The sequence below is a fragment of the Paenibacillus sp. YAE3 genome (assembly GCF_057546105.1).
The window spans coordinates 70825-95627 of record NZ_BAAIYF010000009.1 but is presented as its reverse complement, the minus strand read 5'-3'; the positions used below and the strand labels follow the sequence as shown (position 1 = coordinate 95627).

The 24803-nt window shown below is 55.2% G+C and carries 23 protein-coding genes; 8 read left to right on the top strand and 15 right to left on the bottom strand.

The annotated features are described in order from the left end of the window. Nucleotides 1-6 precede the first annotated feature (6 nt). From AC27KL_RS18235 to AC27KL_RS18215, 5 genes are all read right to left on the bottom strand, one after another. Nucleotides 7-759, bottom strand: coding sequence for an amino acid ABC transporter ATP-binding protein (locus AC27KL_RS18235; RefSeq protein ID WP_036709101.1), 753 nt, complete (start codon nt 757-759; stop codon nt 7-9). Next, entirely contained in the window at nt 756-1466 is a 711-nt protein-coding gene (locus AC27KL_RS18230) for an amino acid ABC transporter permease (protein ID WP_339322266.1), read from the bottom strand. Before AC27KL_RS18230 ends, AC27KL_RS18235 begins: the two co-directional genes overlap by 4 nt. After that, on the bottom strand, nt 1463-2248 hold the full coding sequence (locus AC27KL_RS18225; protein ID WP_487170571.1) for an amino acid ABC transporter permease: 786 nt from the start codon (nt 2246-2248) through the stop codon (nt 1463-1465). Before AC27KL_RS18225 ends, AC27KL_RS18230 begins: the two co-directional genes overlap by 4 nt. Before the next feature lie 43 nt (nt 2249-2291). After that, entirely contained in the window at nt 2292-3134 is an 843-nt protein-coding gene (locus AC27KL_RS18220; protein ID WP_487170570.1) for a transporter substrate-binding domain-containing protein, read from the bottom strand. 128 nt (nt 3135-3262) lie between these two features. After that, the gene (locus AC27KL_RS18215; protein ID WP_339322269.1) at nt 3263-4141 is read right to left on the bottom strand and encodes a LysR family transcriptional regulator; all 879 of its coding nucleotides are present in this window, start codon (nt 4139-4141) and stop codon (nt 3263-3265) included. A gap of 334 nt (nt 4142-4475) precedes the next feature. Here AC27KL_RS18215 and AC27KL_RS18210 point away from each other — a divergent pair, with 334 nt between their 5' ends. Then, on the top strand, nt 4476-5018 hold the full coding sequence (locus AC27KL_RS18210; protein ID WP_487170569.1) for a GNAT family N-acetyltransferase: 543 nt from the start codon (nt 4476-4478) through the stop codon (nt 5016-5018). Nucleotides 5019-5125: 107 nt separating this feature from the next. On the opposite strand, the gene AC27KL_RS18205 is transcribed toward AC27KL_RS18210, so the two are convergent. The 3 genes from AC27KL_RS18205 to AC27KL_RS18195 all read right to left on the bottom strand — a co-directional run bounded on the left by AC27KL_RS18205 (nt 5126) and on the right by AC27KL_RS18195 (nt 7024). Further along, nucleotides 5126-6277, bottom strand: a complete 1152-nt coding sequence (locus AC27KL_RS18205) for an alpha/beta hydrolase family protein (RefSeq protein ID WP_487170568.1) — start codon at nt 6275-6277, stop codon at nt 5126-5128. Nucleotides 6278-6500: 223 nt separating this feature from the next. Further along, nucleotides 6501-6683 carry an H-type small acid-soluble spore protein gene (locus tag AC27KL_RS18200; RefSeq protein ID WP_036709089.1) on the bottom strand — a complete coding sequence of 61 codons (183 nt, stop codon included), beginning with the start codon at nt 6681-6683 and terminating at the stop codon, nt 6501-6503. A gap of 47 nt (nt 6684-6730) precedes the next feature. After that, nucleotides 6731-7024: a hypothetical protein gene (locus AC27KL_RS18195; RefSeq protein ID WP_036709085.1), complete on the bottom strand. Its 294-nt coding sequence runs from the start codon at nt 7022-7024 to the stop codon at nt 6731-6733. A 202-nt stretch (nt 7025-7226) separates the two neighbouring features. Here AC27KL_RS18195 and ku point away from each other — a divergent pair, with 202 nt between their 5' ends. The 3 genes from ku (at nt 7227) to ligD (ending at nt 10154) form a co-directional block, all read left to right on the top strand. Next, nucleotides 7227-8147, top strand: coding sequence for a non-homologous end joining protein Ku (gene ku / locus AC27KL_RS18190; RefSeq protein ID WP_487170567.1), 921 nt, complete (start codon nt 7227-7229; stop codon nt 8145-8147). Between the two features lie 24 nt (nt 8148-8171). Continuing rightward, the gene (locus AC27KL_RS18185) at nt 8172-9113 is read left to right on the top strand and encodes an ATP-dependent DNA ligase (RefSeq protein WP_487170566.1); all 942 of its coding nucleotides are present in this window, start codon (nt 8172-8174) and stop codon (nt 9111-9113) included. 138 nt (nt 9114-9251) lie between these two features. Next, on the top strand, nt 9252-10154 hold the full coding sequence (ligD, locus tag AC27KL_RS18180) for a non-homologous end-joining DNA ligase (RefSeq protein WP_487170565.1): 903 nt from the start codon (nt 9252-9254) through the stop codon (nt 10152-10154). A gap of 27 nt (nt 10155-10181) precedes the next feature. Here the strand turns inward: ligD and AC27KL_RS18175 are convergent, their stop codons facing one another. Next, complete coding sequence (locus AC27KL_RS18175) at nt 10182-11105, bottom strand: YitT family protein (RefSeq protein ID WP_081992286.1); 924 nt, start codon at nt 11103-11105, stop codon at nt 10182-10184. A gap of 142 nt (nt 11106-11247) precedes the next feature. On the opposite strand from AC27KL_RS18175, the gene AC27KL_RS18170 reads away from it, so the two are divergent. After that, a complete protein-coding gene (locus AC27KL_RS18170) occupies nt 11248-11571 on the top strand; it encodes a YnfA family protein (RefSeq protein WP_373316231.1) in 324 nt (107 codons plus the stop codon). Nucleotides 11572-11586: 15 nt separating this feature from the next. Here AC27KL_RS18170 and cls read toward each other — a convergent pair whose 3' ends face one another. Beyond that, on the bottom strand, nt 11587-13017 hold the full coding sequence (cls, locus tag AC27KL_RS18165) for a cardiolipin synthase (protein ID WP_339322276.1): 1431 nt from the start codon (nt 13015-13017) through the stop codon (nt 11587-11589). 213 nt (nt 13018-13230) lie between these two features. Here cls and AC27KL_RS18160 point away from each other — a divergent pair, with 213 nt between their 5' ends. Both AC27KL_RS18160 and AC27KL_RS18155 read left to right on the top strand, forming a co-directional pair. Further along, on the top strand, nt 13231-14241 hold the full coding sequence (locus AC27KL_RS18160) for a M23 family metallopeptidase (RefSeq protein WP_487170564.1): 1011 nt from the start codon (nt 13231-13233) through the stop codon (nt 14239-14241). Between the two features lie 13 nt (nt 14242-14254). Beyond that, nucleotides 14255-14674, top strand: coding sequence for a bactofilin family protein (locus tag AC27KL_RS18155; protein ID WP_246536890.1), 420 nt, complete (start codon nt 14255-14257; stop codon nt 14672-14674). A 133-nt stretch (nt 14675-14807) separates the two neighbouring features. Here the strand turns inward: AC27KL_RS18155 and AC27KL_RS18150 are convergent, their stop codons facing one another. The 4 genes from AC27KL_RS18150 to AC27KL_RS18135 all read right to left on the bottom strand — a co-directional run bounded on the left by AC27KL_RS18150 (nt 14808) and on the right by AC27KL_RS18135 (nt 18595). Beyond that, nucleotides 14808-15590, bottom strand: a complete 783-nt coding sequence (locus tag AC27KL_RS18150) for an ABC transporter permease (RefSeq protein ID WP_487170563.1) — start codon at nt 15588-15590, stop codon at nt 14808-14810. After that, nucleotides 15583-16494: an ABC transporter ATP-binding protein gene (locus AC27KL_RS18145; RefSeq protein WP_487170562.1), complete on the bottom strand. Its 912-nt coding sequence runs from the start codon at nt 16492-16494 to the stop codon at nt 15583-15585. The genes AC27KL_RS18150 and AC27KL_RS18145 overlap by 8 nt, the downstream gene beginning before the upstream one ends. Before the next feature lie 429 nt (nt 16495-16923). Continuing rightward, the gene (locus AC27KL_RS18140; protein WP_487170561.1) at nt 16924-17889 is read right to left on the bottom strand and encodes an LCP family glycopolymer transferase; all 966 of its coding nucleotides are present in this window, start codon (nt 17887-17889) and stop codon (nt 16924-16926) included. A gap of 277 nt (nt 17890-18166) precedes the next feature. Next, nucleotides 18167-18595 carry a hypothetical protein gene (locus tag AC27KL_RS18135; protein ID WP_487170560.1) on the bottom strand — a complete coding sequence of 143 codons (429 nt, stop codon included), beginning with the start codon at nt 18593-18595 and terminating at the stop codon, nt 18167-18169. Nucleotides 18596-18832: 237 nt separating this feature from the next. Here AC27KL_RS18135 and AC27KL_RS18130 point away from each other — a divergent pair, with 237 nt between their 5' ends. Then, a complete protein-coding gene (locus AC27KL_RS18130) occupies nt 18833-19201 on the top strand; it encodes a helix-turn-helix domain-containing protein (protein WP_036709062.1) in 369 nt (122 codons plus the stop codon). A 640-nt stretch (nt 19202-19841) separates the two neighbouring features. Here AC27KL_RS18130 and gltB read toward each other — a convergent pair. Continuing rightward, nucleotides 19842-24440: a glutamate synthase large subunit gene (gene gltB / locus AC27KL_RS18125; RefSeq protein ID WP_487170559.1), complete on the bottom strand. Its 4599-nt coding sequence runs from the start codon at nt 24438-24440 to the stop codon at nt 19842-19844. Nucleotides 24441-24803: the final 363 nt, after the last annotated feature.

Below are 24803 nucleotides of genomic sequence, written 5' to 3'. Positions count from 1 at the left end.
GTCCTCCTAAATGCTATAGTTAAGTTCCGGCGTGATCCGCTGCAGGAATTGCTTCGTCCGCTCCTCGCGGGGATGGTTGAAAATCTCCGACGGCTTGCCCTCCTCGACGATGACGCCCCCGTCCATAAACACCACGTGATTCGCCACGTCCCGGGCAAACCCCATCTCGTGCGTGACGACGATCATCGTGATGCCTTCCTTCGCGATTTTCCGGATGACGGCCAGCACCTCGCCGACCAGCTCCGGATCCAGCGCCGACGTCGGCTCGTCGAACAGGATGACTTCGGGTTCGAGCGCCAGCGCCCGGGCAATCCCGACGCGCTGCTGCTGTCCGCCGGAAAGCTGGCTCGGGTAAGCGTCCAGCTTGCCGCCAAGCCCTACCTTTTCGAGCACCGCGATGCTGCGGGCTTTCGCTTCTTCTTTCGGCAGCTTTTTCACGACGACAAGGCCTTCCATTACGTTTTCAAGCGCCGTTTTATGTTTGAACAGATTGTATTGCTGAAACACCATCGCCGATTTTTGGCGGAGCCGGTAGACGTCCTTTTTGCCTGCACGTTTGCAGTCCAAGGTGTAATCCCCGACCGTAATCACTCCGTCGTTCGGCTTTTCCAGCATGTTCACGCAGCGCAGGAGCGTCGTTTTCCCCGAACCGCTGGGGCCCAGAATCACGACCACCTCGCCTTTTTGCACGGTCAGGTCGATGCCTTTCAAGACTTGCTGGCGCCCGAAGGACTTGGTGATACGGGTCAGCTTGATCATGCCACTCCCCCCCGATTGTACATATTGATTCGTTTCTCGATGACCGCGGTCAGCCGTTCGATCAAGAGCGTCAGCCCCCAAAAAATGACGGCCGCGGCCAAATAGGCTTCGAAAAACTTCCAGTTGGTCGACGCCACGATCTGCGCCTTCGCGTTGATTTCCACCACGGATACGGCAAAAGCAAGCGTGGAGCCGTGCAGCATGCCGATGACGGAATTGGACAGGTTCGGCAGGCTTGCGCCCAATGCCTGCGGGAAAATGATCCGCCGCAGCGCCTGCGGCGTCGTCATCCCGATCGAATAGGCCGCTTCCAGCTGGCCCCGGTTCACCGCGAGCAGCCCCGCTCGGATCACTTCCGACATATACGCCCCCGCCGTAATCGAAAAGGAAATGAAAGCAAAGCCGATCATCGGGATGGAAGTCGATTTGAATCCCCACCCGAGCCCTACGGACACGGCGTCCAGCAGCATCGGCAGCCCGAAATAGATCAGCAGCAGATGGGTGAGCATCGGGGTGCCCCGTATAAACGTCACATAACCGGATGCGATCTGCCCCAGGACGGGGACTTTGTAAATCCGAAGAAGCGCGGCGATCAGGCCGATGATAAAACCGCACGAAACGGATACGGCCGTAATCGCCAGCGTCGTGGGAATCGACGGCAGCAGTTGGGTAAAAGCCGTCCAAATGAATGAAGGATCGATTTTCATGCTTCCGCCCCTCCTTTGCCTGAACCGATGCCGGCGATCAGCCGCCGGTAACCGCGTTTTCTTTGCAGCCGGAACCGTCTCTGACCCGCAGGATCGGGCTGCTCATGCCGCAGTAAACGGCGCTCCGCGATCCGCAGCAGCTTCTCCAGCGTCAGGCTGACGGCCAGATAAATCAGCGATAGCGAGATGTAGGCTTCGACAAAATGCTGCGTCAGCGCGCCCAGCGTCTCCGCTTTACCCGTCATTTCCATCACGCCCAGCGTGAATGCGAGCGACGTGTCCTTGAGCAGCGCGATCACAAGGTTCGAAAACACCGGAACCGCAATCGCGAGCGCCTGGGGCAGCACGATCCGGCTGAACGCCTGATACCCCTTCATCCCAATGGCATACGCCGCCTCCACCTGTCCCCGGTCCACCGCCGTCACCGAAGCCCGGATCGTTTCGGACATGAATGCGCCGGTATGAAGGCCGTAAGTCAAAATGACGAATACGAGCACCGGAGCTTTGGACATGTCGATATGAACCAGCTTCAGCATTTCGGGAAGGCCGTAATAAAACAGGAACAGCTGGATCAAGATCGGCGTCCCGCGGAAAAAGGAGACGTAGACCCTGGCGAGGCCGTTCAGCACCGGAATCCGGTACAGGCGGGGAAGGGCGATGAGAAACGAGACGACGATCCCCGCCAGAAGCGAACCTGCCACGATCAGCAGCGTCATGCCCAGCGTCGACAGCAGCTTTGGAAAATAGCCGAAAATATACGTGTAATCAAACGGCGCTCCCATGAGTCCCCTCCTCCCTTACGATTTGTTCGATTCGCTGCGTGGCTTATTGCTTGGAATCGGCCGTAAAGTCGTCGCCCAGCCACTGCTTGCTGAGTTTCCCTAACGTGCCGTCCGTCTTCAATTCCTTGATGGCGCCGTCAATGTCGTCGGCCAGCTTCTGCGACTCCGGATCATCTTTGCGGAATACGAAAAGAATGTCGGCTTCGGACAAATCGTCCCCGGTCGTCTTCAGCTTGCCCTGCGGGTCGATCAGCGGCAGCGAGAAATCGGCGCCGATCGTGGCTTCGACGCGTCCGCTGGTGATCTGGCTTACCGAATCCCGCGCGGCTCCGCTTTGATACACGATGTTGATCGCGTTGTTGTTTTTCTTGTTGTAGTTCTCCAAAATTTGCGCCTCGGCGCTTGTCGCCCCGGTCAGCACTTTTTTGCCTTTCAAGTCGTCCAGCGAATGGATGGAGTCATTGTCTTTGGCTACGATGATTTTGTTTCGCCAGTGGGCGTAAGGCTCTTTGTTGAACAGATATTTTTGCTCGCGCTCCGGATTTTTTTCCATCTCATGCGCGACAAAATCTATTTTTTTCGTCTCCAGGCTGAGGAGGAGGTTGGCGAATTCCTGGGTTTGCAGCTCGAACTCGTATTGCGGCAATCGCTTATCGATTTCCCTGACCAGTTCGACGTCAAAGCCGGTCAGCTTGCCGTTTTCGTCGATAAAGCATACCTTCGGAAAATTCGTCCCGGTGCCGACCACGATTTTTTTGACGTCTCCCGAAGATGCTGCGGCGGTGCCTTCCTTCGACGAGTCCGCCGTTTTGCCGGCGCCCGTTCCGCATCCGGCCATCACCCCCGCAAGCAGCAGCAAAGCGGCCCATGTCCATGTTTTTCGCATGATCTCATCCCCTTTTGTCATCCAATTTAATAAATTCCAATATGTTTAGTGTGAATTGGTTGACACTAACTTTACCGCGATTCGCCGCACGCGTCTAATAGAGTTTTTCTATTCATGGATGCAAATCCTTAATCCGGCGGGCACCCGCCCCATTCCAGAAGCGCTTCCGCGATTTCCGTATGCTCGCCGGTTAACGTGATGAGGTTCGTTTGCAGGGCGATTCCGGCCGTTTCGGTAATGTCGACGGGGACGAGCAGCCCGGCTTTGACTTCCTGCTGCACGCACAAACCGGGAAGGAAGCAGATTCCGGCTCCGCGCAGCACCAGTTTTTTGGCCGTCTCCGAATTGTCGACCTGATAGACGATGCCCGGGGGCTGCTCCAGGCTCTCGAACACGCGGTGGATTCGCATCCAATCGAGGGAGCCGCACTCGAAGAAGATCAGCTTTTCGTGCCGGATGTCCCGGATCGACGCCCTTTCGGCCATCGCCAGCGGGTGACCCTGATAAACGTACAAACGGATCGGATCTTCAAAAAAGGAGTAGGACTGAAAAGCGGGATTCATCATCTTGCGCACGAAAGCCAAATCGAGCTCGCCGGAAGCCAGTTTGCCGGCAAGCTCATCCGTCGCGGCGGTCGTTATTTTGAATTTGATATCCGCAAACCTTTCGCTCAGCCGCGTGAGCAGGTAAGGCATCAAATAATTGGACACCGACACGGTGCATCCGATCCGCAGTTCATTGGGCATGACCCGTTTGGAGTGGAGTTGATGTTTGCCTTTTTGGTACGTCTGAAGAATTTGCTGGGCATAGGGAAGGAACTGCTTGCCTTTGTCCGTCAGATGAATCTGTTTGCCGAAACGGTCGAAAAGCTTGCAATCCAGCTCCCGCTCCAGCGACTGGATCCGGGCGGTGACGGTCGGCTGGGACAAAAAGAGCACATCCGCCGCCTTGTTGAAGCTGCCGTAGTGATTGATGTACACAAAGGCTTCGAGATTTTCGATATTCAAAAGACATCCACCTCCAATGGATTACAAATCAAATACTTATTATTCATATAAAATTACATGGTTTTAACTCGGTGCAGTTTCCATAAATTATTTTTATCTTAGGGAGTTGGAATTTTATTGTCAATCCCAAAAGAGGCAGAAAATCCCTTCACCCTGTCCGGCATCGCATGACAAATCGCGGATGACCGCTTTCGTTCGGGCTCCTGCCCCTCAGACGGTAGCATTGATTTTTTTAATAAGGGCATTAATATTTATAATTTCATATAGGTTTACTTGGTTTTAAACGTTATACTGGATATCAAATTCGAAGAAAGCGATAAAAGGAGTGAATCCGATGACTGCAGCAAGCGAAATCGTCATCCGCGACGCGGAGGAATTCGAGCAGGAGAACATCGCGCAGGTTATGCTCGAAGCTTACCAGCAATATGCCTTCGATCTTCCCCAGCCCCGCTGGGAGGAATACCGGGATTCCATCCGAAACTCCGTCTACGGAAACGGTCCGTATGCCCGGATCGTGGCCGTGCTCGACGGCGAAATCGTCGGCAGCGCCCAATTGTTTTTATCCTCGGAGGCAGCCTACGGCAGACCCGAATTGGGCATCCACGCGCCGATCATCCGGCTGTTGGCCGTTTCGCCCGCGTACCGCGGACGCGGCATCGCCACGCTCCTGATCCGGGAGGCCGCGCGCAGAGCGGTGTTGCTCGGCGCTTCGTCCTTGCATTTGCACACCTCCGACATGATGGCTTCCGCCGTCCAGCTGTACGAACGACTGGGCTTCGAACGGGCTTACGAAACGGACATGCGGAACGGGGAAACGCTTGTAAAGGGGTACCGGCTTGACTTGTCTTCGACACCGCTGCTCGATCGGGTGGTATAAGGAAAAGAAAAAGGAGGTGCCCGCCTGGTTTTGGCGGGATCTCCTTTAAAAATTCCATATCCATCCGGAGGCTCTGCAGCAGCGCATCAAGGTGCGGTCACATCCGATTAAAGCCCGCTCCCATTAAGCTGTCGCTCCAGCCAATCATAAGCCATCCGGCCGCTGATTTCATGCCCTCCGTCAAAGAAATCCGCCGCCAGCCGATCCTTCGCGCCCGCCGCTTCGTAAATTTCTTCCAAGGCGGCATATGCCTTCACCGCGCCTTCCCGCGGAAACACCCGGTCTTCGCTTCCCGTTTCCAGCAAAAGGGCCCTCGGCGCAATCAGGCCGATCACGTCGGCCATCCGCGCCTCCGGCATGATCCCCGGGACATAGTTGTCGATGCAGTGGCTGCGGCTTAAAATGCTGTCTTCGAACGTATTGGCGTAACCGCTGACGACCGCCGCGCCGATCCGTTCGTCGAGCGCCGACGCAAACGAGGCGACCAGCCCCCCGCCGGATATGCCCATGCATCCGATCCGATCCGCAACCGCCTCCGTTCGGGTCTGCACGTAATCGACCGCCCGCATCGTTTCATAGACGCGATAGCCGGCCAGCGTTCGGCCGGCCATCAGCAAATGAAGGGCCAGGAGATGGCAAGAGCTTTTTTTCGGATCGCCGTCCAGATCCTCCGCCAGCCTGCGGTCGCCGAAGCCGAGAAGCTCCGGGGCGGCCACGACGAATCCGCGCCTTACAAGGTCCAGCGCAAAATCCTTGTGCAGCCCCGGCTCCCCGCTCCGCTCCGTTCCGTCCGGTTCCAAACCGACGATTTCCCGGCTGCCGTAGCCGTGGCCGTGCAAAGCCACGATGACGGGCCGCGGCTTGGCATCCGCATCCAAGGGAAGCAGGACGTAGATCGGCATCCGCAAGCCCTCGTAAGTCGTGATTTCGACCCGCTCCCGGATATGGTCGCCGAACGCCGTCCGTTCCAGAACGACCGGATCGAGCGCCGCTGCGCGTTCGGGAAACCCGCCCAATAGAAACGCAATCCGCTCCTTCAACGCCTTCCTCCAGCTTGGCCAATCGGTCCCCTGGCGAAACGCATGCTCCGCCCCCTTCGCGGCCAGCTGCTTCAAATACGAATCCGGGCGCCATCTTCCGGCATCTTCCTTTTTTCCGGCGGCAACCTCCGTCATGTCATTTCCCGGCATCATCAGCTTCAGCACCTTTCCGAATCCTACTGTTTTTGCAGCCTCCCATTCGCAGGTGTGAAAATCCATCGAAGTATCGTTCTCGCGCAAGGCTTTTGTCGGGAAGATTGTATCAAAAGCCTTTTGCCGGATCAATGACGATCTTAGGCGTGAACCTCGCTATTTTCCACGGGCGAATCTACCATGCTGCAAAATCGGACAAATAGATTCTACCTTCCGACGCAGTCCCAAACGCACAAAAAAAGCCCGATTCCCCTGCTTCGGGTCACTCGGGCTTTTTCGCTTCATTCCGTCAGCCTTCCTGCAAACGCTCCACTTTCACGGTTTGCGTGTTGGTCGGCCGGGATCCGACCTGCACCGTCGCCATGCCGTTTTGCTCATCGACGTTTTCGATCCAAACCGGTTGTCCTTCCAGCTTTACTTCGAACGTATGCTCTTTGTCGGTGTAAATTTCCATGGCGCGTTTAACGTCCATCCGTCATCATCCTTTCGATATATGTTTCGCTAACAATCGTTTTGTAATTACGCATCCTCGTCCGAACGCGCTTCGGGAACCATCGCATCCGTCGTGCTGTCGCCGATATACCCGTTATCCGCCGTAATATTGCCGCCGCCGAGGCCTTCATTCACCATGCGGTCGATGTCGAACATATGGGTTTCATGGGTCACGACCGGATCTTTGGAGGTCATCTTTTCCCAATCCACGTCATTGCCGCTTTGCGTATAACTGGCCGACTCCAGCTTGCGGGACTCTTCGTCGTATCTTTCGGTCGCCGCGGAAGCGTTCAGCTTCGCTTCATCCTGATGTTCACGCATTATTCGCTGCCTCCTGAAACATAAAATGATCTCGCGCTCCCCTTACTATGCCCTTTTCATGAAAAACCATGTCATTTGGGGCAAAACTTCTCCTTTTCTTTCAACCCGGATGTCATAGATTCGGCGAAACATACCCATACTATAAGGAACGAGCACATGCTGCAAAACGATATGATCAATAAGCGAAGGAGAGGCTAAAATCATGCATACGGTTTGGAAAGGGGCCATCAGCTTCGGACTGGTTCACGTGCCCGTCAAAATGTTTTCGGCGACGGAAGACAAGGATATTTCGATGCGTTACGTGCACAAGGAATGCGGCAGCCCGCTGTCCTATGTCCGGAAATGCCCCGTCTGCGAAAAAGAAGTGCAGTGGGAGGAAATCTCCAAAGGCTACGAATACGAAAAAGGCAAATTCGTGTTGTTCGAAAAGGACGAGCTGGAGCAGATCGCCGAGCAGGCGAACAAAAGCATCGCCATTTTGGATTTTGTGGATTTGTCCGAAATCGACCCGATTTATTTTCAAAAAACGTATTACCTGGCCCCGGACCAGGCGGGCGGCAACGCGTACCAGCTGCTGAAGGAAGCGATGAGCCAGAGCGGAAAAATCGGCATCGCCAAAATATCCATCCGTTCCAAAAGCAGTTTGGCCGCCATTCGGGTGCTCGACAATTGCCTGGCGATCGAAACCATGTTTTATCCGGATGAAATCCGCCCCGTCTCGCAAGTGCCGAATTTGCCCGAAAACATCGCCGTCAACGAAAAGGAGCTCGGCATGGCCCAAATGCTGATCGACCAGCTGTCGACCCCTTTTGATCCGGAAAAATACACGGACGACTACCGCTCGCGTCTGCTCGAGCTGATCGAACACAAGGTAACGGGCGAAGAAATCAAAATCGCGCCGGCCAAGCAGGAAACGAACGTCATCGATCTCATGGCCGCCCTGCAGGCTAGCATCGAAGCCGCCAAACCGGCCGCCATCACTCCGACCGACCCCGGGAAGCCGAAAAAAACGGCCAAGGCCAAAACCAAAACCGCAGCCGCGGAAGACAAGCAGGCCGCAGGAGCCGAAGGGCCGAAGCCGAAACGGCGGAAAACCGCAAAGAAAAATGAAACGGTATCGTAACCGGATCAAGATGGGGGATATCAGATGAAATTTGCCCCGGTAAAACCGTTCGAGCCGATCATGACCGACGTTCTTCCTTCCGGGGACAACTGGATCGCCCAGATCAAATGGGACGGCGTGCGCATGCTCGTATACAACGACGGCGAGGAAACGGAGCTGATCAACCGCAAAGGGAACAAACGCACGCCCCAATATCCCGAGCTGTGGGACACGTCCGTATACTGCAAAGCGGACTCCGTCATTTTGGATGGCGAAATTATCGCTTTGGTGGGCGGCGTGCCTTCCTTCCATCAGGTCATGAAAAGGGACGGGCTGCGCCAAGAGCAGCAGATCCGCGCCCGGGTACGGCAAATTCCGATCGTTTACATGGTGTTTGACATCCTGTACTGCAACGGGGAATGGGTGACGTCGAAGCCGCTGCGCGAACGGCAAGCCCTGCTGCAGGAAATGCTCATTCCGGGTCCCCACGTTCAGCTGGTGCCAAGCTATTCCGATCTTCCCCTGCTCCACGATATTTCGCGGCAGCACCGGCTGGAAGGGATCGTGGTCAAGGACGTAAGCAGCGCCTATGCGATCGACGGCAAAGACAAGCGATGGCAGAAGCTGAAAAACATCATGGACCTGAATGCGGTCGTCGGAGGCGTCACCTACCGCGACGGCATCGTTAATGCGCTGCTGCTCGGCTTGTACGACGAGGACGGCCGGCTGATCTACATCGGACACGCGGGAACCGGCAAGCTCGGCGTCGCCGATTGGCGGAGGATTACGGAAGAAGCCGCCGGCATGCTCCAAAAGGAAAGGCCCTTTGCCAATCAGCCGGAACGCCATAAAGGAGCGGTATGGATCCGCCCCCGGTGGGTCGTGAAAGTGAATTTTTTGGAATGGACGGTCTACGGGACGCTCCGGCAGCCGAGCATCCAGGCTTTCGTCGACGTTTTGCCGGAAGAATGCAGGCTGGACCCATGAGAAACGGCCATCATCCGGTCATTTATCCCTTCGTGCCGAAAGCACCTCCACTTCCGGGCGCAGGTCTTCTACCGGTCTAACGAACGGCGGCTCCCAAAAAGGGACGCCCGGCAACAAATTTTCTACGGAGGTACACCGATGCCGCGAATGATTAAAGGTACCATCAACATTGAAGGCCACGACATCCCCATCACGAATCCGGACAAGCCGCTCTGGCCCGAAATGGGCGTCACCAAAGCCATGTATCTGCAAAAGCTGGCCGCGCTGGCCCCTTACCTGCTCCGTTATTGCCGAAACCGCCTGCTGACGACGATTCGTTATCCGCATGGCGTGCCCGGCGAGTTTTTTTACCAGAAAAACGCTCCCGATCCGCTGCCCGAGTTCGTCCAAACGGCCGAGCAGGACGGCATCCATTATATTGTGCTGAACGGACTGCCCGAGCTGCTGTGGCTCGGCAACCTTGCCGCCCTGGAGTTCCATCCTTCCCTGCATTATGTCGGGAGCACCCTCCCTTGCGAATGGATGATCGATCTGGACCCGTCGCGCGAGGAAGAGCCGCGCATTATGGAAGCCGCCTCCATCGTCGGCAAAGTGCTGCACTCCCTGGGACTCGCTTCGGTGCCGAAAACCTCCGGGGCCACCGGCATTCAGATCATCGTGCCGATCAACCAGGGCATTACCTTCGACGAGCTCCGGGTCATCGGCCATTTCGTCGGCCGGTTCGTGACCGAAAAACATCCGGACCTGTTCACGCTCGAACGGCTGAAGAAAAACCGCGAGGGCAAAATTTATTTCGATTACCTGCAGCATTATCACGGCAAAACCCTCGCCGCCCCGTATACTCCCCGTGCCCGTCCCGGCGCGACCGTATCGACGCCGCTTTACTGGGAAGAGGTGGACAGCAACGTGTCGCCGCTTGATTTCCATCTGCTGAACATCGAGGAGCGGCTGAAGGAAACCGGCGACCTGATCGCCGCCCTGCCTCCGCAGCCGGTGGAGCAGGTGCTCCGCCATTTGAACGCGACAAAGCCCGGAAGGTAACCTTCCGGGCTTGCTTTATGCTTTGCGCTAATGAATATCTTTTTTCTTGAACCTGCCGCCCTTAACGTCATGGATATTACCAACCGCAAGAAACGCGTCCGGGTCCCAATCCCCGACGATGGACTTGAGCTTCGCTTCCTCGAGGCGGGTGATGACGACGAAAATAACCTTTTTGCTGTCGCCCGAATAGGCCCCTTCTCCTTCGAGATACGTCACGCCGCGGCCGAGACGCTGGGTCAGCGCATCGCCAATCTCTTTGTATTTATCGCTGATGATCCATACCGATTTCGATTGGTCGATGCCTTCGTTGGTGATATCAATCACTTTAAAGGCGATGAAATACGCGATAAGCGAGTACATGGCGTTGTTCCAGCCGAACACGAACCCTGCGCTCGTCAGAATGAACACGTTGATGAACATGATGATTTCGCCGACGGAAAACGGCGTTTTCTTGTTGATGAGGATCGCCACGATTTCGCTGCCGTCCGTCGATCCCCCTGCACGGATGACCAGGCCTACGCCGGCTCCCAGGATGACCCCGCCGAAGATGGCGGCAAGCAGCGGATCGAACGTAATCGGTTTGACGGGCTCGAGAAGAGCGGTGCCGACCGACATGACGAGTACGGCTGCCAGCGTCGAGAAGGCAAAGGTTTTGCCGATTTGCTTATAACCGAGAAACAGGAAAGGAAGATTGAGTAACGTCAAAAAGATACCAAGCGGCAAATGAAAGAGGTGAGCTAACATGATGGAGATGCCGGTAATCCCGCCATCGATGATATTGTTGTTTACGAGAAAGATTTCAAGCGCGACCGCCACCAGCCCGGCGCCGATCAGCATCACGATGATGCGCGACAAAACCTTGAGCTTGGAAGTCGGCGCATTTAACGGTTGCTGCTTTCCATGCGGAATTTTTGCGCGTTCCGCGGTTTGGGTATTAGAAGTTCCAGCCATCGAATCCCCCCGATTCTTATCGATTTGGTGTGTTTATCAATAAAACTGAACGCTCCCCCGGCGAGTTTTTTGTGAATATTCTTCTTATATATTATATCATAGTTTTAAGCTGAGTATTAACGTTGATGGGAGTTTTTCTATCATGAGAACCATATTTTTATTTCTGGCGGCCGGGCTGGCGGAGATCGGCGGCGGCTACCTGGTGTGGCTTTGGCTCCGGGAATCCAAACCTTGGTGGTACGGGCTGGCCGGCGCGGCCGTGCTGGTCTTGTACGGCATCATCCCCACGCTTCAGCATTTCCCTTCTTTCGGGCGGGTATATGCCGCGTACGGGGGCGTTTTTATCCTCCTTGCCCTGCTCTGGGGCTGGGGGATCGACAAAAACGTCCCGGATCTCTACGATTGGATCGGCGCGGCGCTTTGCCTGGTCGGCGTATCGATTATTCTGTGGGCTCCCCGCTCCTAAGGAGGGGCAGGGCCGCTACAGCAGCGGAGACAGCATGCGGCAAAGCATCTCCGCTTTTTTATGCAGAAACGGCCTCCGTTGGAACTCCTTTTTCGTCATCTCCCGGCATACGCCCATATCGTTCTCAAAGTCAGCCGTCAGCCGGTCGATGGCGGACGGCTCAAAGAGCGCGGCGGTCAGCTCGAAATTGCAAAAAAAGCTGCGCATGTCCATGTTGGCCGTGCCCACCGAAGCCAGCAAGTCGTCGACGATCAGCACTTTGGCATGGATAAATCCCTTTTGGTATTGAAAAAAGCGGACGCCCGCCAGCATCAGCTCCTCCACGTATGACAAGGACGCCAGATGGACAAGCCTGGAATCGGCCCTCCACGGGATCATGATCCGAACGTCGACGCCGCTGACGGCCGCGGTTTTCAGCCCTTCGTAAATGCCGGGATCGGGAATGAAATAGGGCGAAGCGATCCAAATTCTTTTTTTCGCGACGGAGATGGCCGTAAAGCAAAACTCCTGTATCGCGTTCCATGCCTGGTCCGGGCCGCTGCTGACAATCTGGATCTGCTCGTCTCCCTTGCAGTGATGCTCGGGAAACAAGGCGGGGTCGGCGATTTTTTCGCCGGAAGCAAGCTGCCAGTCGTTCAAAAACACGTTCTGCAAAAAATAGACGGCATCCCCCTCGATCTCCAGATGCGTGTCCCGCCAGTAGCCCATTTTCGGGTATTGTCCCAAATAATCGTCCCCGACGTTGATGCCGCCCACGAACCCTTTGACCCCGTCCACCACGATGATTTTGCGGTGGTTCCGGTAGTTGATGCGGCGGTCGATCAGGGCAAAAAGCGGCGGCAGAAAAAAATGAAACTCCACCCCCGCCTCCTTCAGCTTGTCCACGAACTCCCGTTTCAGCTTGTAGCTTCCCAGGCCGTCGCACATGAACCGCACTTTGACGCCTTCTTTCGCCTTGCGGATCATGATCTCCTGAAAACGGGTTCCGATGACGTCGTGCCTGAAAATGTAAAATTCGATATGGATGTGCTCCTTGGCCGCCTCCATAGCCTTCAGCATCGCGCCGAACGTCTCTTCCCCGTCGGTCAACACCCGGCTTTTGTTGCAGCCCGTGATCGGGCTTTCCGACAAACGCGACAGCAGATTAAAAAGCCGCTCCTGATGGCGGAATTCGGGATTGTGCATCTCTTCGATGGTTTGGACGGTAACCGCCCTGCTCCAGATGACCGGACGGACTTGCCGGAATAAACGCGTCCCCCGGGTGCGGAGCTGCTTGCGGGCCTTGTAGTCCTGAGCGACAAAATAGTAAACGACGAAGCCGATCATCGGGCAGCAAAACAGGATGAACATCCATGCGACCGTTTTGGAAGGATTGCGGAATTCCAGCAGCAAAATCGTTCCCATTTGAAAAATAAAGATGATGAGTGCGAGCAGCAGCCATGCCATGAAAGACTCCCCCCTTCCCCCGAACGCTTCCCGCTTGAATCGGTTACTTATCCATCATTGACCAAACCAAGCCTTCTTTATTCAAGTCATTACCTCAAGACGGACAGGCAGACGCAAGGGATGAAAAAGGTAACATTTTAGACATGTTTGGCGCCTCTTTCGAATACATAGATGATAAGACAAGTATAAACAAAGCTATGGAAAGGAGCCGCCATGAAACGTGCATCCGCCAATCGACGCATGACGCTTCTCGTTATGCGGGACGCCCAGCATTCGGTCAAGCAGATCCATCTATCCAAACCTTTGATGATGGCCGTTCCCGCCGCCGCGGTCCTCTCGTTGTCCGGCCTCATCCTTGCCCTGCAGGCCCATTCCTCCCAAGCCATATCCCAGCTGGAGCAGAAGGTCACCCTCGAAAACGCGAAAAACCTGCAGCTGCAAAACTCGGTCAACAGCCGCGAGCAATCCATCGAACGACTGCAAAACGAAATCATCAAGCTGTCGACGCAGGCGAAGGATATGCAGCAAAGGATGCAGCAAGTTGACGAATTGGAGCGGCAGCTTCAGCAGTTTATCCAAAAACACGGCACCGGCACGGCCGCGGATGATTCATCGGATAAAGCGTCTTCCCTGTCCCGGGATGCTTCGCGGCATGTCGGGGGCGAGTTCGTTGCCGTGCACCAAAACGAGATGCTGGATTTGGCCCGGGAGACGAAAGACGACTTTCAGGAGATGCAGGAGCTGCTAAAAACGATGGAAAGCAAGATCCCCCAAACGCTGCAAAAAGCCCAGGAAACCCAGCGGCAGATCGCAGGCAGCCCGACCTTATGGCCGACCGAATCCAAAGTGATGACCTCCAGTTTCGGTTACCGGACCGATCCCTTTACGGGCAGGGCTTCCTTCCATGCCGGCATCGACATTGCGGGAGATAACGGCGAACCGGTTTATGCCGCGGGCGCGGGGAAGGTCATCGCTGCCGATCAAAGCGGCGCCCGCGGGCGCTATATCGTCATCGAACACCCGAACGGGCTGCAAACCTGGTACATGCACCTCAGCAAACTGCAGGTCAAAGAAGGGGATTCGGTGGATAAAGGCGAGCAAATCGCTCTTCTCGGGTCCACCGGCCGCAGCACCGGCCCCCATCTTCACTTTCAGGTCGTCAAAAACGATAAGCCCGTGAATCCGCTTCCGTACATTCGAGCGCAGAATTCTGAATTCGATTAAGGAGGGTATTATGTTGAGCAGATCCAAATCGTCCAAAAAAAATGCCATGCCGACGGATTCGTTGATCGGCAGAGGCACCGAGGTTGAAGGCGCCTTGGCCTGCCAGGCCAACGTGCGCATCGAAGGCAAATTCAGCGGCGTCATCGAAAGCACCGCCTGCGTCACCATCGGCGAGCATGCCGAGGCCAGGTCCGACATCAGCGCCAGAGAGGTTATCATTGCGGGAAAGGTGTTTGGAGACGTGCAGGCGGAAGGCAGGCTGACGATCACCTCGACCGGCCAGATGTTCGGCAACGTGCTCGCCGCCTCGTCCCTCGTCATCGCCGAGGGCGGGATCCTCAACGGTTCCAGCAAAATGGAGCCCAAACAGGATGAACGCCAGGAAAACGCCGGAGCAGGCGATGTGCATCTGCTGGAATCGGAAGCAGGCTAAAACCCATGTACTGCCGCTGGAAAGCGTGACGCTTCACGCCATCATTCGCCCTCGGAGGGGCATTTCTCAAAAAAGCCCGGCCTTAGCGGGACGCGAGCGAATGCGCGCACAGCTAAAGCCGGGCTTGATTGAATCAGGCGGCAACGTCCCTTTTATGGAACACGTACCAGGAAACCGCCATAAACGCGATATAATATACGGCCAGCACCGCCAGGGAAAATCCAAGGGTCGCTCCGCCCGGTCCTTCGTCCGCTTTCAGGTACCCCGAGAGATCCATGTGCGAAAACAGAAGATATTTTGCCCAGCCGTAACGGTCCGGGTTGAACAAGCTCGCAAAAATCCCTTTGGCGAACATGATAAACAGCGCCAGACCGATGGACAACCCTCCGGCACGGAACACGGTCGACAGCATGAACGCAATCGCCACCGTCATGAACAAATTCACGTAATCGCAAAGCAGGTATCGGAACGTAAAGACGGGACCGCTCTCGCCCGGACCGATCAAACTGCTTTCCCCGCCGCCCGCAAAGAAAATGCTCGACGCCAACATCGCGACCGCGGCAAGCAGCAGCGTGCACAGCAGGCTAAACAGAATGACCGCTATATATTTGGAAAGCAAAATTTTGGACCGGCTCCACGGGCGGATCAAAAGCAGCTTGATCGTGCCCCAGGAAAATTCCCCCGCCACGGAATCGGCGGCGACGATGACGGAAAAGATTGTGCACAGGTAAAACGTAAACGATGCGGTCAACATGACGCTGTCCCATAACGTGGTTTGCCCTCCCGAATCGACCATGGAAAAAAGCACCGGAAGGATCGCATTGCAAAACGCCAAAATCCCGAGCATGACCCACGTCCGGACGCGCCGGTAAATTTTCATATTTTCGTTTCGCACGAGGCCGAGAAAATTACCCAATCGGATCACCTCCCGTCATTTCCAGGAACTGATCTTCCAGCGACCGGGTCACCGTTTGTATGCCGTACACCTTGATGCCCGCCTGAACCAGCCTGGCGTTGATTTCCGGAATCTCGTCCCGGGCCAGCTTCAGGGTAATCACGTTCCCCTCCCGGCTGCCGCCTTCCAGGACGGCCAGGGCGCGCTCCGGCTCATCCACCGTAAATCCGGTTTCGGCCGCTTCCGCCTTGCTTTCGCTGCCGTTTCGGAGCGATCTGACATCGATCAGCCGACCGTTCTGGATAATCGCCACGCTGTCGCACATCAGCTCCATTTCGGACAGCAGGTGGCTGGAGACGAACACGGTCGTCCCTTCATCCCGGCACAGATGGCGCAAATAATCGCGGAGCTCCCGGATTCCTTGCGGATCAAGCCCGTTGGTGGGCTCGTCCAGAATCAAAAGCCGCGGCCGGTGCAAAATGGCCTGCGCCACGCCCAAGCGCTGCCGCATTCCCAGGGAATAAGTCCTAACCTTGTCATGAATCCGGTTGCCGAGACCTACGAGCCGGACCACCTCTTCAATCCGCTTTGCGTCAATGCCCTTCATCATGCGGGCGAAATGGCGCAAATTTTGGTATCCCGTCAAAAACTTGTACATTTCCGGATTTTCGACAATAGCCCCCACGTTGGCGACGGCCTTCTCGAAATGCTCCTTTATGCTGTAACCGCAAATGTTGATATCTCCCTGGCTGATGGAGGTCAAACCGACCATCATGCGAATCGTCGTGGTTTTCCCGGCGCCGTTGGGCCCCAGAAATCCGAATACCTGCCCGGGCGGAATGTCGAGCGTAACGTTTTCCACCAGCGTTCTGGAGCCAACCTTTTTCGTTACCCCTTCCAGCCGGACCACCGGTTCATGCTGCATTCGCTTCACTCCCTCGTCGTAGGTTATCGCCTCATTGTAACATAGCCGTGACGCAAATGACCCATATACTGGTAATTTTTCTCTTTTTCCCCCTGTTGATAACATGGTTGACAGCAGCCCAAAGGAATCGTCCCCCGGTAGAATCCCGTCTGGAAAATAACCATCGCGTCCGATGCAGGCACCGCGTTCTCGCAGCACAAGCAATAGACGTACTGCAGGTTTTTCATTGGAACCGCCTTCCTCTCCCTGGGTATAAAGCCGCATTTTTTATCCTGATTTGTGGACAAACCGCCTGCCGCATCTTCTTGTTTCGGAAAGGTTACGTTTTGTATCGTTATCAGAAATCTACATCAAGCGCTGCTTTCTGTCAAGTTTCTTGCCGTACAATGCAAAAAAACCGCCGGGATGGTTTCCCGGTCGGTTTAATCCTTACTCCATATGCTGCTTGATCAACTGATGGATCCGGCTTCGTTCCTTGTCGTTCACCAGATAGTACCAGATGCCTTGGATCCGCTGCCCCTGGCCGCTGATTTCGACCTGATCGATTTTTTTGAGGTCGGTTCTGTAATCCATCAGAAAGGTTTTCATGTCTTCAAAGGTAATATCCGTTTTGACGCTGTCCGCAACCTCATCCAGCAACGACTCGATTTTGGTCACGGTGGCGATGTTCAATGAATTTTTGATGACCTGCTGCAAAATCTGGCGCTGCCTTGCGTTTCTGCCCATGTCCCCGCGCGGGTCGTCGAACCGCATTCGCGAATACATCAGCGCCTCTTGCCCGGTCAAATGCAGCTGTCCTTGTTCAAACTGGTGCCCTTCATAAGAGAAAGCAAAAGGATTATCGACATCGACGCCGCCAAGGGAGTCAATGATGCGCGCGAACCCCTCCATATTCACCCTGACATAGTAATTCACGGGGTAATCAAGGAAATGCTCCACCGTCTTGACGGACATGTTGACGCCCCCGAACGCGTATGCGTGGTTGATTTTATCCACGGTGCCGCGGCCGATAATTTCCGTCCGGGTATCCCGCGGAATATTGAACATCAGCATGCTTTGCTTCGCCGGGTTGACCGTCAGAAAGATCATCGCGTCCGATCGTCCCCGGTCATGCTCGCGCTGATCGACGCCCAGCACAAGCACGGTGAATGGTTTCTTATCCTTCAAATCAAAAGGAGCGGCCTTTTCCGTTCGGGAGGTACTGAATTCGGCCCCGGCCGCCTCGGCGGTGTTCCCTTCTTTGCCGGCCGGCTCAGGCAGCACCTGCCCATCCCTGCTTTCATAGATTTTGTGCGCGGTCGTCTTGACCGATTGGTAAATGTAAGCGGCATATGCCGTAACACCCGCGACGGCGATGATCAATATGGAAGACACGATAAGGATCCATTTTTTCATTGAATCGGCACGCTACCTTTCGTTGGTTAATAGGTGTCCCGCCCGCTGGCACAAAACTCGGTAAGCCTGGATCGCCCCCAAAAATGGCCTTTATGCTTTTGCGCAAATCCAAGTCCCCCGTATGGATTACTCCACGCTTATTTAAATGGTTTTTTCGGGCGAAAGCACTATGCAGCGCTTCGATAAATATAGTAAAATGACTTTATCCCATTGATATTCTTTTCCCGTAAAAATGCAGGTTTTTTCTAGCGATCCCATATTTTTTCCAACAACATTCCTATGTAGAAACATCAAAGATCCGGCCGCTTTCATGTTCAGCCATGACATCCGTATAGGGATCATATTGTTGCTGTCGAACTCTGCCGCCCGTGACGGTGCGGGTGATTTGTTTCGCCATGTTTGCTTGTCCGTGCTCATCCGGATCGAGGAGGACTCCGTACAGCTTGGCATTCGACAAACTGTCCTCTTTCCACAGCAGCTTGCCATGCATCCGGCAGATCGGCCTTCCATCGTAACCGATGTCGAAGCTGAGCCGGATTTCCGGCACGAGAGGAAAATCCAAATCACTGATAAATACGAGCGTGCGGGATTCGACTTCCCACAATACGGCCGGACGGGAGCGTCCCAGGGCAACGAGGTTTGCTCCTATTTGTTTAATGGATATGTACATTTGAAGGTGTATGCCGTATGACGTCAATATATTCATCGCATCGACCCTGCCTATGGGTATAAAAATATGTGAATCGAACTACACTTATTATCGATACATAATGTTTCTGATATGGATACATTTAGTATCACTCGCATTTTTTACTTTACGATACATTTTGTAACTAGTCAATCCTTTTTTAAGCCAATTTCGATATACATAAGCATAGAAAAGCATGCGATTCATTTGTTTCCTTAAATCGGTAATTTGCAAGCAATCAGAGGAGGTTAATTCATGAATCATGGTAATCGCATCGCAGAACTCCGGGATCAAAGAGGATGGACTCAAGAAGAATTAGCCCAATCGATTGGCATCACGAGAGCCGCACTCTCCCATTATGAAAAGAACCGCCGCAAACCTGATTTCGAAATATTGACCAAGCTTGCCGATAAATTTGAAGTTTCCATCGATTATTTGATCGGCCGCACGAATCAGCCCAAGCTGGAGATGGACCCCGAGGTGCGGGAATTCGTGGATCATTTGGAGCTTTCGGATTCCGATTTGCTGGACCGGTTTAACTTGACCGTTGACGGACGGAGCCTGACCGAAGAGGAAGCCAGACGTTTTATCGCATTCGTTCGGATGGAGCGCTCCATGAAATAAACAGAAAGAGACCTCGGCAGCCATCAGCCGCCGAGGTTTTCAAGATTATAGAATGTATGCGCTTTACGCAAAGGAAGAGGGATTCTATAATCATTTGCCGCATTCTATACAACAGATAGACAGATCCAACGTTTCAACCCAAGTTACCATAGAAAAAGTCGGAGCCTGCAAGCAGTATTCAGCTGGGATGAAGGGATCTATTTGGGTTCCAGCCCTACCAAACGATCCTGCTGCTTACAGTAACTATGCCAGCTGTCGGGGTGTATCCCGCATTGCTCCAGCACTTTAAGGATATCCACATGGGTCTGTGCCGGATGCTCATGATCGGTCCGTGCTTCGGTACCAAACTCCTTCTCATCTCTCATCGAAAGATACCCTCGCTCCACTCATCGATTTATTCATCATAGAATCAGATCATCCGTCTTATCCTCGAATCGAGTACGCCTTGAACAAAGAGGATAGGACTTTTCTATTATATCCCAAGTACGTCCGTGATGCTGTCGTCTGATGGAGAGTTTGTCTCTTAAATATAGTTCTATTTTTGTCGAAAAAAATGGGTCTGCGAGTTCTGTCTCCTTTCGGAGCCCGAATCACAGACCCGTTTATGACCGAGCCTACACGTTCACGAAAATGTTATGACTTATTGACTGCCGGTTCTGGCAAGCTCTCTCATGTTGGCTTCGAAGGCCGCCATAAGGGCCGCTTCGCCCGTCAGTCCTTTTTCTTGAACCTTGCGGATATGCTGCGTCATCCGTTTGTAATCCTTCGGAATGACCCGCACGAACTGATTCAAGTTGTGATCCCAGTTTTCGAGCACTCTTTGTCCCATGGCGCTGCCTGTATAGGATACGTGCTTTTGAATCAGCTGCTTCAGTTCTTCCGCCTCTTCGATTTCCTCCACCCGCTCCAGCAGCACCATTTCCAGGTTGCAGCGCTGGATGAAGTTATTCTCCGGATCGTAGACATACGCGATTCCTCCGGACATGCCGGCCGCAAAGTTGCGTCCCGTGCCGCCCAGCACGACGACGCGTCCGCCCGTCATGTATTCGCAGCCGTGGTCGCCCACGCCTTCGACGACGACCGAAGCTCCGGAGTTCCGGACCGCGAAACGTTCTCCGGCAATTCCGTTGATGTACGCTTCGCCGCTGGTCGCCCCGTAAAACGCGGTGTTGCCGATAATGATGTTCTCTTCGGCTTTGAAGGTCGCTTGATCCGACGGTTTCACGATCAGCTTGCCGCCGGAGAGGCCTTTGCCCGTATAGTCGTTGGCATCGCCCACGACCGTCAGGGTCATGCCTTTCGGCACGAATGCCCCGAAGCTTTGGCCGGCGGTTCCCGTAAACGTGAAGGATATCGTATCCTCCGGAAGCCCGGCCGCGCCGTATTTCCGCGTAACCTCGCTGCCCAGGATCGTGCCGACGGCCCGGTCCACGTTGGTGATCGGAAGCGTGCCTGATACAGCTGCCCCGTTTTCCAGCGCCGGTTCAGCGAGGGAAAGCAGGCGGCGCATATCCAGCGTTTCTTCCAAACCATGGTTTTGCGTTTTGCTGCGGTAACGCGTGCTTCCTTCCGGAATTTCCGGCATGTGCAGCAGCGCGGACAAATCGATGCCCTTCCGCTTCCAATGGTCGCTGACCGCATCTGCATCCAGGCAATCGGTACGTCCGATCATTTCTTGCACGGTACGGAAGCCCAGCTCGGCCATCAGCTCGCGCAGATCTTCGGCCACGAATTTCATGAAGTTGACGACATGGGCCGGATCGCCCATAAAATGCTTGCGCAGCTCCGGATTTTGCGTGGCGACGCCGACCGGACACGTATCCATTTGGCAGACGCGCATCATGATGCAGCCGAGCGCAATCAGCGGCGCGGTGGAGAAACCGTATTCCTCGGCCCCCAGCAGCGCGGCGACGGCCAGGTCGCGTCCGTTCAGCATTTTGCCGTCCGTCTCCAGCACGACGCGGTCGCGCAGATTGTTCAGGATCAGCGTCTGATGCGTTTCCGCGAGTCCGAGCTCCCACGGCATGCCGGCATGGCGGATCGAGCTTTGCGGCGATGCTCCCGTGCCGCCGTCATACCCGCTGACCAGAATGATGTCGGCTCTGCCTTTGGCCACGCCGGCCGCGATGGTGCCGACGCCCACCTCGGATACGAGTTTGACGTTAATGCTTGCTCTCGGGTTGGCGTTCTTCAGATCATAGATCAGCTCCGCCAAATCCTCGATCGAATAGATGTCATGATGCGGCGGCGGCGAAATGAGGCCGACCCCCGGCGTGGAACCGCGCACTTCGGCTACCCAAGGGTACACCTTGCGGCCGGGCAGCTGCCCGCCTTCGCCCGGCTTGGCGCCTTGCGCCATCTTGATCTGGATTTCGTCGGCATTCACCAGGTAATTCGATGTAACGCCGAATCGGCCCGACGCAACCTGCTTGATGGCGCTGCGGCGGGAATCGCCGTTCGCATCCGGAATGTAACGCGCGGGATCTTCCCCGCCTTCGCCGGTGTTGCTTTTGCCGCCGATCCGGTTCATCGCGATCGCCAGGCTTTCATGCGCTTCCTTGCTGATCGAACCAAAGGACATCGCCCCGGTCTTGAAACGGCGCATGATGGATTCGATCGGTTCGACCTCTTCGAGCGGCACGGCAGGTCCTACCGGTTTTAGCTTCAGCATGGAACGGATGGTCATCCGCTGCTCGTTTTCGCCCTGCACCAGCTTGGCGTATTTTTTATACACCTGGTAATCGCCGGTGCGCACGGCCTGCTGCAGCAGGTGGATCGTTTGCGGGTTGAACAGATGCTCTTCCCCGTCTTTGCGCCATTGGTATTCGCCGCCGGAGTCCAGCACCTTGTCGTTGCCGTCCTTGTCGGTGAAGGCGCGGTTGTGGTGCGCCAGCGCTTCGGCCGCCACCTCTTCCAGGCCGATGCCGCCGATCCGGGACGGCGTGTTGGTAAAGTATTGCTCCACGAATTCTTCCTTCAGGCCCACCGCCTCGAAAATTTGGGCTCCGCGGTAGGACTGGATCGTGGAAATGCCCATTTTGGACAATATTTTCACGACGCTTTTCGTCGCCGCTTTAATATAGTTTTTGACGGCTTTTTCATGCGTTACGCCGCGCAGCAGCCCCTGCCGGATCATGTCGTCCAGCGTCTCGAAAGCGAGGTAAGGGTTGACCGCGCTGACGCCGTAACCGAGCAGCAGCGCGTAATGGTGCACTTCGCGCGGTTCGGCGGATTCCAGCAGGATGCTCACCTTCGTGCGCGTTCCCTGGCGGATCAGGTGGTGATGCAGGCAGGAAACGGCCAGCAGCGCCGGAATCGCCGCATTTTCGCGGTCGACGCCGCGGTCCGACAAAATCAGGATGTTATGGCCTTTGGCGATGACGCGGTCCGCCGCTTCGCACAGCACGTCAAGCGCCTGACGCAAACCTTCGGCCCCGTCCGCCGCCGTGAAAAAGATCGGAATCGTCATCGACTTGAAGCCCGGACGATGCACATGGCGGATTTTCGCGAAATCCTCGTTGGAGAGGATCGGCGTGTCCAGCCGGATCTGCCGGCAGCTTTCCGGCTCCGGATGCAGCAGGTTGCGCTCCGGTCCGATCGTCGTTGCCGTCGACGTGATGATCTCCTCGCGGATCGCGTCGATCGGCGGGTTCGTGACCTGCGCGAACATTTGCTTAAAGTAATTGTACAAACGCTGCGGCTTGTCGGACAGTACGGCCAGCGGAGCGTCGTACCCCATCGAGGCGAGCGCCTCCATGCCGGTAGCCGCCATCGGCTCCAACACTTTGCGCAGCTCTTCGAACGTATAGCCGAACGCCAGCTGCAGCTGCGTCACGTTGTCATGCTTCGGATTCGGCAGCTCCGGCGCGTCCGGAAGCTCATCAAGGTTGACCAAATGCTCGTCGAGCCACTGCCGGTAAGGCTGCTCGGATGCGATTTGCGCCTTGACTTCCTCGTCGGAAATGATGCGCCCTTCCTTCGTGTCGACCAGCAGCATGCGGCCCGGGCGCAGCCGGTCCTTGTACAGCACGTTTTCCGGCGCGATGTCGAGCACGCCCGCTTCGGAGGACAGGACGATCAAATCGTCTTTGGTCACGTAATAACGGGAAGGTCTCAGGCCGTTCCGGTCCAGGATCGCCCCGATTTGCACGCCGTCCGTGAACGCCATGGCCGCAGGCCCGTCCCAAGGCTCCATCAGAGTGCTGTGGTATTCGTAGAACGCTTTTTTCGTTTCGTCCATCGTTTCATGGTTGTTCCACGGCTCCGGCACCATCATCATGGCCACGTGCGGCAGGGAACGGCCGCTCAGATAGAGGAACTCAAACGTGTTGTCGAACATCGCGGTATCCGAACCGTCCGGATTGATGACCGGCTTTACCTTGTCCAGGTCGGCGCCGAAAACGTCGCTTTTGAACAAGGATTGGCGGGCATGCATCCAGTTGACGTTGCCGCGCAGCGTGTTGATTTCGCCGTTATGGATCATGAAGCGGTACGGGTGCGCCCGCTCCCAGCTCGGGAAGGTATTCGTGCTGAAACGGGAGTGGACGAGCGCGATGGCCGTTTCGACCGCTTCCTTTTGCAGATCAAGGTAAAATTGGCCGACCTGCGCCGTCGTCAGCATGCCTTTGTATACGATTTTCCGGCAGGACAGGCTGGAAATGTAGAACGTTTCGCCTTCAGGCGTCCCGCCGTAACGAATGGCCCGTTCCGCGCGTCTGCGGATGATGTACAGCTTGCGCTCGAAATCCAAATCTTCTTTCAGGTCGGCGCTGCGTCCGATAAACACCTGGCGTACGTAAGGTTTGGCTTCTTTGGCCGATTTGCCGAGCATTTCGTCGTAGGTCGGAACGTCGCGGAATCCGAGGAATCTCTGCCCTTCTTCCTTAATGATCTGAATCAGCCGGCTCTCATGAGCCTCACGAACGGCTTCATCATGGGATAGAAACAACATGCCTGCTCCGTATTGCCCGGGCTCCGGAAGCTCGAAACCTTGTTTTTGCGCCTCTTCGGCAAAAAAACGATGCGGAATCTGCAGCATAATCCCGGCTCCGTCACCGGAATTCGGTTCGCTGCCCTGTCCGCCCCGATGCTCCATATTTTCGAGCATCGTCAGCGCCTGGGTGACGATTTCATGGGAAGCCCTGCCCTTGATGTGAGCAACAAACCCCATGCCGCAGGCGTCTTTTTCAAACTGCGGATCATAAAGTCCCTGTTTAGGGGGAAGTACCGTATGTCTCATGGAAAGCAACCTTTCTGTCTTCAGAATGAATAATGACTTAATTTCGGGTACGGCAAAACAAAACCACGTCGAGACGATCATTGGCTACAGAACAAAACAGTGACTAAGATTGGGGAATGGGGTAACTTACAACAGCGGACAACCTTGTTGCTTAGGGGAATGGGTATTGATATTTATTCAGCAAGAATTGGTTTTTTTATTTTATCACTGCCCTAAAAGCAGCGCAATTCAAAGTTTTTATGAGCCCGATAAATAATGATTTGCAGTGCCGCATTAAAGCGTTTTCCGGTTAAATACTATAAATGCCGAATAAAAATGCATGGCGCATCCTGGATTTTCCTCCACCGGCCATAATACTCCCCT

Coding starts and splice junctions, on each gene's coding strand:
- AC27KL_RS18235 (WP_036709101.1), bottom strand. CDS start 759: ATGATCAAGCTGACCCGTATCACCAAGTCCTTCGGGCGCCAGCAAGTC.
- AC27KL_RS18230 (WP_339322266.1), bottom strand. CDS start 1,466: ATGAAAATCGATCCTTCATTCATTTGGACGGCTTTTACCCAACTGCTG.
- AC27KL_RS18225 (WP_487170571.1), bottom strand. CDS start 2,248: ATGGGAGCGCCGTTTGATTACACGTATATTTTCGGCTATTTTCCAAAG.
- AC27KL_RS18220 (WP_487170570.1), bottom strand. CDS start 3,134: ATGCGAAAAACATGGACATGGGCCGCTTTGCTGCTGCTTGCGGGGGTG.
- AC27KL_RS18210 (WP_487170569.1), top strand. CDS start 4,476: ATGACTGCAGCAAGCGAAATCGTCATCCGCGACGCGGAGGAATTCGAG.
- AC27KL_RS18205 (WP_487170568.1), bottom strand. CDS start 6,277: ATGGATTTTCACACCTGCGAATGGGAGGCTGCAAAAACAGTAGGATTC.
- AC27KL_RS18200 (WP_036709089.1), bottom strand. CDS start 6,683: ATGGACGTTAAACGCGCCATGGAAATTTACACCGACAAAGAGCATACG.
- AC27KL_RS18195 (WP_036709085.1), bottom strand. CDS start 7,024: ATGCGTGAACATCAGGATGAAGCGAAGCTGAACGCTTCCGCGGCGACC.
- ku (WP_487170567.1), top strand. CDS start 7,227: ATGCATACGGTTTGGAAAGGGGCCATCAGCTTCGGACTGGTTCACGTG.
- AC27KL_RS18185 (WP_487170566.1), top strand. CDS start 8,172: ATGAAATTTGCCCCGGTAAAACCGTTCGAGCCGATCATGACCGACGTT.
- ligD (WP_487170565.1), top strand. CDS start 9,252: ATGCCGCGAATGATTAAAGGTACCATCAACATTGAAGGCCACGACATC.
- AC27KL_RS18175 (WP_081992286.1), bottom strand. CDS start 11,105: ATGGCTGGAACTTCTAATACCCAAACCGCGGAACGCGCAAAAATTCCG.
- AC27KL_RS18170 (WP_373316231.1), top strand. CDS start 11,248: ATGAGAACCATATTTTTATTTCTGGCGGCCGGGCTGGCGGAGATCGGC.
- cls (WP_339322276.1), bottom strand. CDS start 13,017: ATGGCATGGCTGCTGCTCGCACTCATCATCTTTATTTTTCAAATGGGA.
- AC27KL_RS18160 (WP_487170564.1), top strand. CDS start 13,231: ATGAAACGTGCATCCGCCAATCGACGCATGACGCTTCTCGTTATGCGG.
- AC27KL_RS18145 (WP_487170562.1), bottom strand. CDS start 16,494: ATGCAGCATGAACCGGTGGTCCGGCTGGAAGGGGTAACGAAAAAGGTT.
- AC27KL_RS18140 (WP_487170561.1), bottom strand. CDS start 17,889: ATGAAAAAATGGATCCTTATCGTGTCTTCCATATTGATCATCGCCGTC.
- AC27KL_RS18135 (WP_487170560.1), bottom strand. CDS start 18,595: ATGAATATATTGACGTCATACGGCATACACCTTCAAATGTACATATCC.
- AC27KL_RS18130 (WP_036709062.1), top strand. CDS start 18,833: ATGAATCATGGTAATCGCATCGCAGAACTCCGGGATCAAAGAGGATGG.
- gltB (WP_487170559.1), bottom strand. CDS start 24,440: ATGAGACATACGGTACTTCCCCCTAAACAGGGACTTTATGATCCGCAG.